4 protein-coding genes are annotated in these 6676 nt (G+C 38.7%); 3 read left to right on the forward strand and 1 reads right to left on the reverse strand.

Annotated features, from left to right (window positions below; all coding sequences use genetic code 11):
- Positions 1 to 244 precede the first annotated feature (244 nt).
- Complete coding sequence (locus HYU69_15960; protein ID MBI2271837.1) at positions 245 to 3439, forward strand: SBBP repeat-containing protein; 3195 nt, start codon at positions 245 to 247, stop codon at positions 3437 to 3439.
- 40 nt (positions 3440 to 3479) lie between these two features.
- On the opposite strand, the gene HYU69_15965 is transcribed toward HYU69_15960, so the two are convergent.
- Positions 3480 to 5039, reverse strand: a complete 1560-nt coding sequence (locus HYU69_15965) for a hypothetical protein (GenBank protein MBI2271838.1) — start codon at positions 5037 to 5039, stop codon at positions 3480 to 3482.
- 403 nt (positions 5040 to 5442) lie between these two features.
- Here HYU69_15965 and HYU69_15970 point away from each other — a divergent pair, with 403 nt between their 5' ends.
- Together HYU69_15970 and HYU69_15975 are read left to right on the forward strand one after the other, a co-directional pair.
- Positions 5443 to 6282, forward strand: coding sequence for a T9SS type A sorting domain-containing protein (locus tag HYU69_15970; protein MBI2271839.1), 840 nt, complete (start codon positions 5443 to 5445; stop codon positions 6280 to 6282).
- A gap of 164 nt (positions 6283 to 6446) precedes the next feature.
- On the forward strand, positions 6447 to 6676 hold a 230-nt coding region (locus HYU69_15975), incomplete at its 3' end, for a hypothetical protein (protein MBI2271840.1).

The following is a 6676-nucleotide window of genomic DNA, read 5'->3' on the forward strand; positions in this document are numbered from 1 at the left end:
CGTTTACAGGTTAAGCACCAACCGTTGTTACCAAACATACAAGCAATTGTGTGTGGGAGTACGAAGATGAAAATTTACGCTCTTAACCTGTTCTTAAAAAATTGAATATCAATGCTTAACTAAATTATATACAGATGAAATAGCCATAAGCTGGCGCATACAAACTGAAAAATGAATATATTGGCTATTCCCTGTCTGCCGACAGGCAGGCATCTGACCATTAAATGCTTAAAAATATACACAGATGAATATTAAATTCCTTTTGCTCGCTCTGTTTCTCACATTCATTTACCCTGCCTGCAGCTTAAATGCACAGGGTAATGCAACTTCCGGATCCACTTTATCTGATTTAAAGAAAAAGGAAATAGAAAAAAATATCCGGAACCTTTCTCCGGGTTTCAGAAAAAACCTGGGACAATGGGATGACAATATTCTTTTTGAATCAGGCACTTCCGGCATCCACATGTATTTTATGAAAGATGGGATAAGCTTTGCAAGTGTAAGGGAGGTTGAAAACAACACCAAAAACAGGTCAGCTCACAAAATCAATGCAGCGGGAGACAAACATGAATACCTCGTATGGAATATGAAATTCCTGGGGTGTAACAAGAAAATAAAATACACTTCGGAAGGCGAACGAAAGAGCAAGATCAATTACCTGATCGGAAATGACCCATCGCGCTTTGTAACAAGCACGCCTGATTATAACGCTATTCAATATCACGACCTGTATGATAAGATCGACCTGCGTTATTATTCTTCGGGAAATAAAATCGAATATGACTACATCGTTAAACCCGGCGGGAGACCTGATCAGATAAAAATGAACTTTGAAGGAATAAAAAAAGTAAAAGTAAAAAAAGATGGTGTTCTTGAAATAAAAACCGAATGGGGAAGCACAACAGACCTTGCTCCCTATTCCTACCAGGTTATAAATGGCGTAAAAAAACAAGTCAACGTTCGGTATTATTTAGTGGATGATACTACTGTAGGGTTTGATTGCCAAAGTGATATTGACCCCGCAAATGATCTTATAATTGATCCCGTTATATTATACTACTCCACCTATGTCGGAGCAACGCAGGCAAGCTCGGATGGTCTTACGCCATGGGGTTACATTTTTGACATAGAAGCGGACAGCCAGGGGAACGCCTATGTTACGGGTTGGTATGATGGTACGGGATTTCCCACGAAGGCAGGGAACTATGATGCATCATATAATTTAGCCACCGATGTTTTTGTATTTAAACTTAACCCCACCGGAACAAATATTATTTTCGGCACCTATGTTGGTGGAAATCAAAAGGACGAGGGAAACGGGATAAATATTGACACCCAGGGCAATGTTTATGTTACGGGCCAGACAGCCTCTCCTAATTTCCCGACCACTGCCGGCGCTTTTGATGTTTCTTATAATGGCGTAGCCGAAGCCTTCGTATTGAAACTCAATCCCACGGGAACTACGCTGATTTATTCCACATACCTTGGTGCCACAAGCACCAGGGGATCAGGAATAGTTGTTAACGGCGCAGGTGAAGCTTTCATTTCCGGCACAACTGCCGATCCCGCTTTTCCTGTAACAGCAGGATGCTATGACAATACGTTCAATGGCGGACCTTCAGATATTTTTGTAACCAAACTCAATGCGGGCGGAAGCGCTGTTCTGTATTCCACATATATCGGAGGCTCCGCGGATACAGGCACAGGAAGCAATGGCAATTACGGCGCGAGCGAAATCGGATACCGTATCAGGCTTGACGGTCCAGGCGACGTTTATGTTACGGGCTGGAGTACGGCGAATAATTTTCCTACAACTGCCGGATGTTTTGATCCGACTTACAATGGCAGTACTCCCCCGGACGCTGATGCCATCGTATTTAAATTGAGTCCAAATGGAGGCGGGGCCACTGACCTGAAGTACTCAACCTATCTCGGAGGCGCTTATGGAGAGATAGCGAATGATATTGGAGTGAATGCTGCAGGCGAGGCTTTTGTAACCGGCGCATCTTCTTCTAATAATTTTCCAACTACACCGGCTTCTTACGATCCATCCTATAACGGGCCGGTTACCAGCGGCCCGTCAAACCCATTTGTTGTCAGGCTTAACAGTGCCGGTTCAGCCCTGGTTTATTCAACATTCCTTGGTTTTGGAGGAGGGCTTGAATATGGAATGTCGATACGGGTGAACAGTAAAAACCAGGCATATGTTGCTGTTCCATATCCAACAAATGTTCCTATGACCAGCTGTAGTTATAAAAATATCAAAACCGGCACCAACGTTGCTTTATTAAAACTGAATAGCAGCGGATCAAATTTATTATGGACAGGTTTGATCGGCGGATCCGGTATCGATGCGGATTTTTCCACAACCCATATCGCGCTTGTTGAAAACGGCTGTAACGAAAGTCTTATTATGACAAATACAACTCACTCCCATGATTTTCCTGTCACCCCCGGTGCTTTTCAAACCGGATTTGCCGGAGCACAGGACCAACCCGCGGTAAGCCGATTTACTCAAACCTTCGATGCCAACTTTACACTTCCTTCGGCAGCCTGTAATGTATCAGCGGGCTTTATTAATACCTCCAACCAATGCGGCTTATGGGATTCCGTACAAACCTGGCTTTGGGATTTTGGAGATGGCACCACATCAAACCTGTTAAGTCCAAGTCACACTTATACCGCGCCCGGCACATATACAGTAAAATTAATTGCATTTTGCCCTGATGATACTGTCTCGAAAATCCTTACTGTTACGGGTGTATGCGGAATGTCGGTTACCGCAACACCTGCAAGCGTTTGCCAGAGCAGCTGCGCGACTGTAACCGCCATGGGTAACGGAGGTTCTACACCTTATACCTATTCATGGAATACCGGAGCAAACACTCAAAATATCAGTCCTTGTCCGGGATCGACAACTACCTATACAGTAAAAATTACTGATTCGGGAGGAACAACCGCCACCACAACAGTAATGGTAACTGTTAATCCGGGAGTCAACATTACGGCCACTCCAACAGACATAACCTGTAACGGGAACGCAAATGGCAGTGTCACAGTTAACCCAGCCAGCGGATCATCACCATTTACCTACAATTGGAGTAACGGACAAAACACACAAACGGCTACAGGGTTGCCCGCAGGAAATTACACCGTTACAGTTACAGATTCCAAAAATTGTACGACATCCGTCAGTGCAGCTATTATTTCCCCTCCTCCATTATCGGGATTATTTGTAAAGGGAACGGCAACCTGCACAAGCTGTGGTTGTAAAGAATGGATCATGGTGACTTCAACCGGAGGGACAAGTCCTTACAGCTATTCCTGGCCTGACGGATACATGAACAGGTATAAAAATCAACTTTGCCCGGGTGCATATACGGTAAATATTGCAGATAAAAACGGATGCAATATAAATGTTAGCCTGACTGCGCCGTGATTATATATAATATGACATAGCTACTGTAATCAAATAGATATTATTTTTTTCTTGCCTTCTCCTTTATAACATCTATAAAGGGTCTGTCCCTGATTTCTGATTCCAGCCAGCTTTCAAAATCAATAAAGGCCCTCTCGGTTAAATAAGTTAAAGAGAACTGTCGGTCATTTAAAAGTAAATGATGTAGTTTGTTTTTATATTTTTTCATCACAACTTTACTGTTAGTGTAATGGTTAAGCACTATTTCATTAAAAAACAAGAGAATCATTTTTTCATAACCAAGAGCAGAGTAATGATTTTCGAAATATCGTTCCGCTTTTCTTAGATTGTAATCTAAAATATCAAGATCACCTTTTTCATAATTCACAAATAGCGTGAGTAGCAGAATATTGGCGTACGTTTCGGGATAATTTTTATATAGCTCTGAGTCATTTAAAATTTTATTGGTCATCGATGAGCAATCATTCCATTTTTCCTTCATGAAAAAACACAACGCAATTAGTTCATTGCAAATAGTTGATATGCGGGGGGATAATTTATTTTCAAGCAGGTAATACCGCTTTAGATATGAATTAAAATCCGAAGACTCAAAACCCCTTCTTGTTATTTTCGCAGTTGTAATCTGGAAGTATGCCAATTGAAGTGTCTCAATGAAAAATAATTTATTGGTAGTGTATTTCTTTTTTACTTTAAATTTTTCTTCAAGTTGAATGAGTGAATGAAACTGTTCGTCAAGATCTTCAAGATAATTTGCATTTATAGCTGAAATAATTACATTAAATGATCCTGTGATTATACTCATTCCGCGCAGGTATTTTTGTCTGTCAGAGTCGTGCTCTTTTCTTATTTTTTTTGATTGAAATTCCAGACTTACTTCCAGATACTTTTTGCAATGGAAATAACATTGAGGGTAATTGAGCGCTATGTTTTTATAGTATGATGCTAAAAATAAATAATAGTCTAATTTTTGACGATAAGATGTTAAGTATTTTTCATCGGATAAACATTCATCTATTATGATATCATTGATAACCATTGCTGATTCAACTGAATTGTTTGAAAACTCAATGCATCGGAAAAGTATAGTATATTTTTTTTCCAGATACGATTGATTCAATTCTTTATAAGCCTTGGGGTAAAACGAATGATTTGCTCTGTGTAAATAATTATCATCCAGGAAATTATTTAATTTGGTGTTAATAATAGGCAGGTATTCAAACCACTCGTTATCCCTGCAAATAGCCGATGCCTGTTCCAGCATTTTTTGTGTCTGCCTGATTATGCCTTTTGTTTTATATTGTTCAGCCATTATGATCAACTTAAGCACATAGGTATATTGTTTTTTGTCATAATAGCCGCCAAAGACCTTATCGGAAATTTTCTCAAACAAATATTTTTTTAGTTGAGGGTACCATTTTGGATAACCTGATTTTTTCTGAACAAGCGCATCATCGAAAACCTTCTGTTTATCAATTATGTCGTAAAGCATCAATAGTGTTTTATCTGCTCTATTCGATGAAAGTTCTTTCCGGACACGTTTTTTTTCCTGCCTGTTAAGCGACTTTATAAGATCAAATAATTCGGAGCGTTTTGTTTTCATTATTTCTATTTCTCGATGGAATAAAACCTGCTTGCTGAAGCAAACAAATTATTCATTTTAAAAATTATTTTTATTTTAACTATTTAATTGGTTATCAATATATTAAAGATATAAAATTATACTTTGTCTATTATAAATACAAATTTATGTTTTTGACCCAGGAACACATCAAAATACCTTGTGAAAAACAAGACAAGAATAATTACGAAAAGTGCCTGTATTTGAATCTGAACAAGCAAATTTTTGTTGGGATGGTATTTACAATGGAAAAGGTATGGATCCAGCTGTGTTTGTATACTACTGAATAAAATTTAAACAGTTTTAACTAACCTAAATAAATTAAACAATGAAGAACACTGTACAATTACCCAAAAACCAAGCATTTTTCAAGAATTGTGAAAAGATGCAACCCCCTCAAACCTTGTGGAACAAAATTGTTAATCCATCGTATGAGAGCAAACAATTTGCACTCATATTTCTTTTCATTTTTACGATATTGCTTCTATTCAAGACATTAGAGGCTAAATCGGCTTGTATTACAACAACTAATGTGGTGCAACCATTATGTAATGAAGGAACAGGATCAGCTACCGCTTTTTCTTCAGGAGCTGTGCCAATTAATTATTCATGGAGTAGTGGACAAATTTCGCAAACGGTTACTGGCCTTAGTGCCGGATATTATACAGTTACTGTAATCGATGCAGTAGGTTGTTCTTCTACTACTATTGTTTCTATTATTTCACCTTCTAAAATAACCGTATCCGCAACGTCGACCCCGACAACTTGCGGACAAAGCAACGGAGCAGGGACTGCTAATGGAATTGGAGGTACTGGCAAATTAACTTATAGCTGGTCTAATGGCACTGTTGGTATTAACGTAAAAACAGTTTCAGGTCTGGCTGCAGGAACATATACCGTTACAGTTAGTGATGAAAATAAATGTACTGTAACTGCCACAATGGTTGTAAATTGTGTAACAGGTATGAGTGAACCTGTGGCAGATGCGAATTTCCGCATTTATCCCAACCCGGCCACGGTCAGCATAGCAATAGAAGATATAACAAATAAGGCCTACACTATACAGTTGGTGAATCTGCTTGGACAAACAATGTATAGCACTTATCAATCTCAAACTGGCAATACAGTAATTGATGTTAGTATTTTTCCAAAAGGTATTTATATGATCCAACTGAAAAATTTGCACAATAATGCATATATAAGTAAAAAGTTAATAATAGAATAGAGGTTATATCGATTAAGGTTTTTTGGTGGGCTTTCGTGTTTTTGTGCTTTCGTGGCAATTGGAATTTAGCCACCAAAGCACAAAAGCTCCAAATTTTTACGAAATATTTTTTGAAAATTGCATGTAATAATCTTATTCGATATAATCTCTATTGATCAAATAAAATGAAATCAATACAAAGTTTTTGTATTATAGGTATACTGCTTATTTCAAGCCACATGTTTGCAGGGGAGCACTCTGATCCTGATCAAAAGGCTAAAGCCGAAGAATTGATGGCACGGCAAAAGCCATTAGGATTCCAGGAAAACAAAGGCCAAATGACCGACATGGAAGGAAATCCGGTTCCAAATGTATTATATAAGGTTTCTTCTCCCGGACTTGATATTTTTGTTAC

The organism is Bacteroidota bacterium, assembly GCA_016183775.1.
Lineage (GTDB): Bacteria > Bacteroidota > Bacteroidia > JABDFU01 > JABDFU01 > JABDFU01.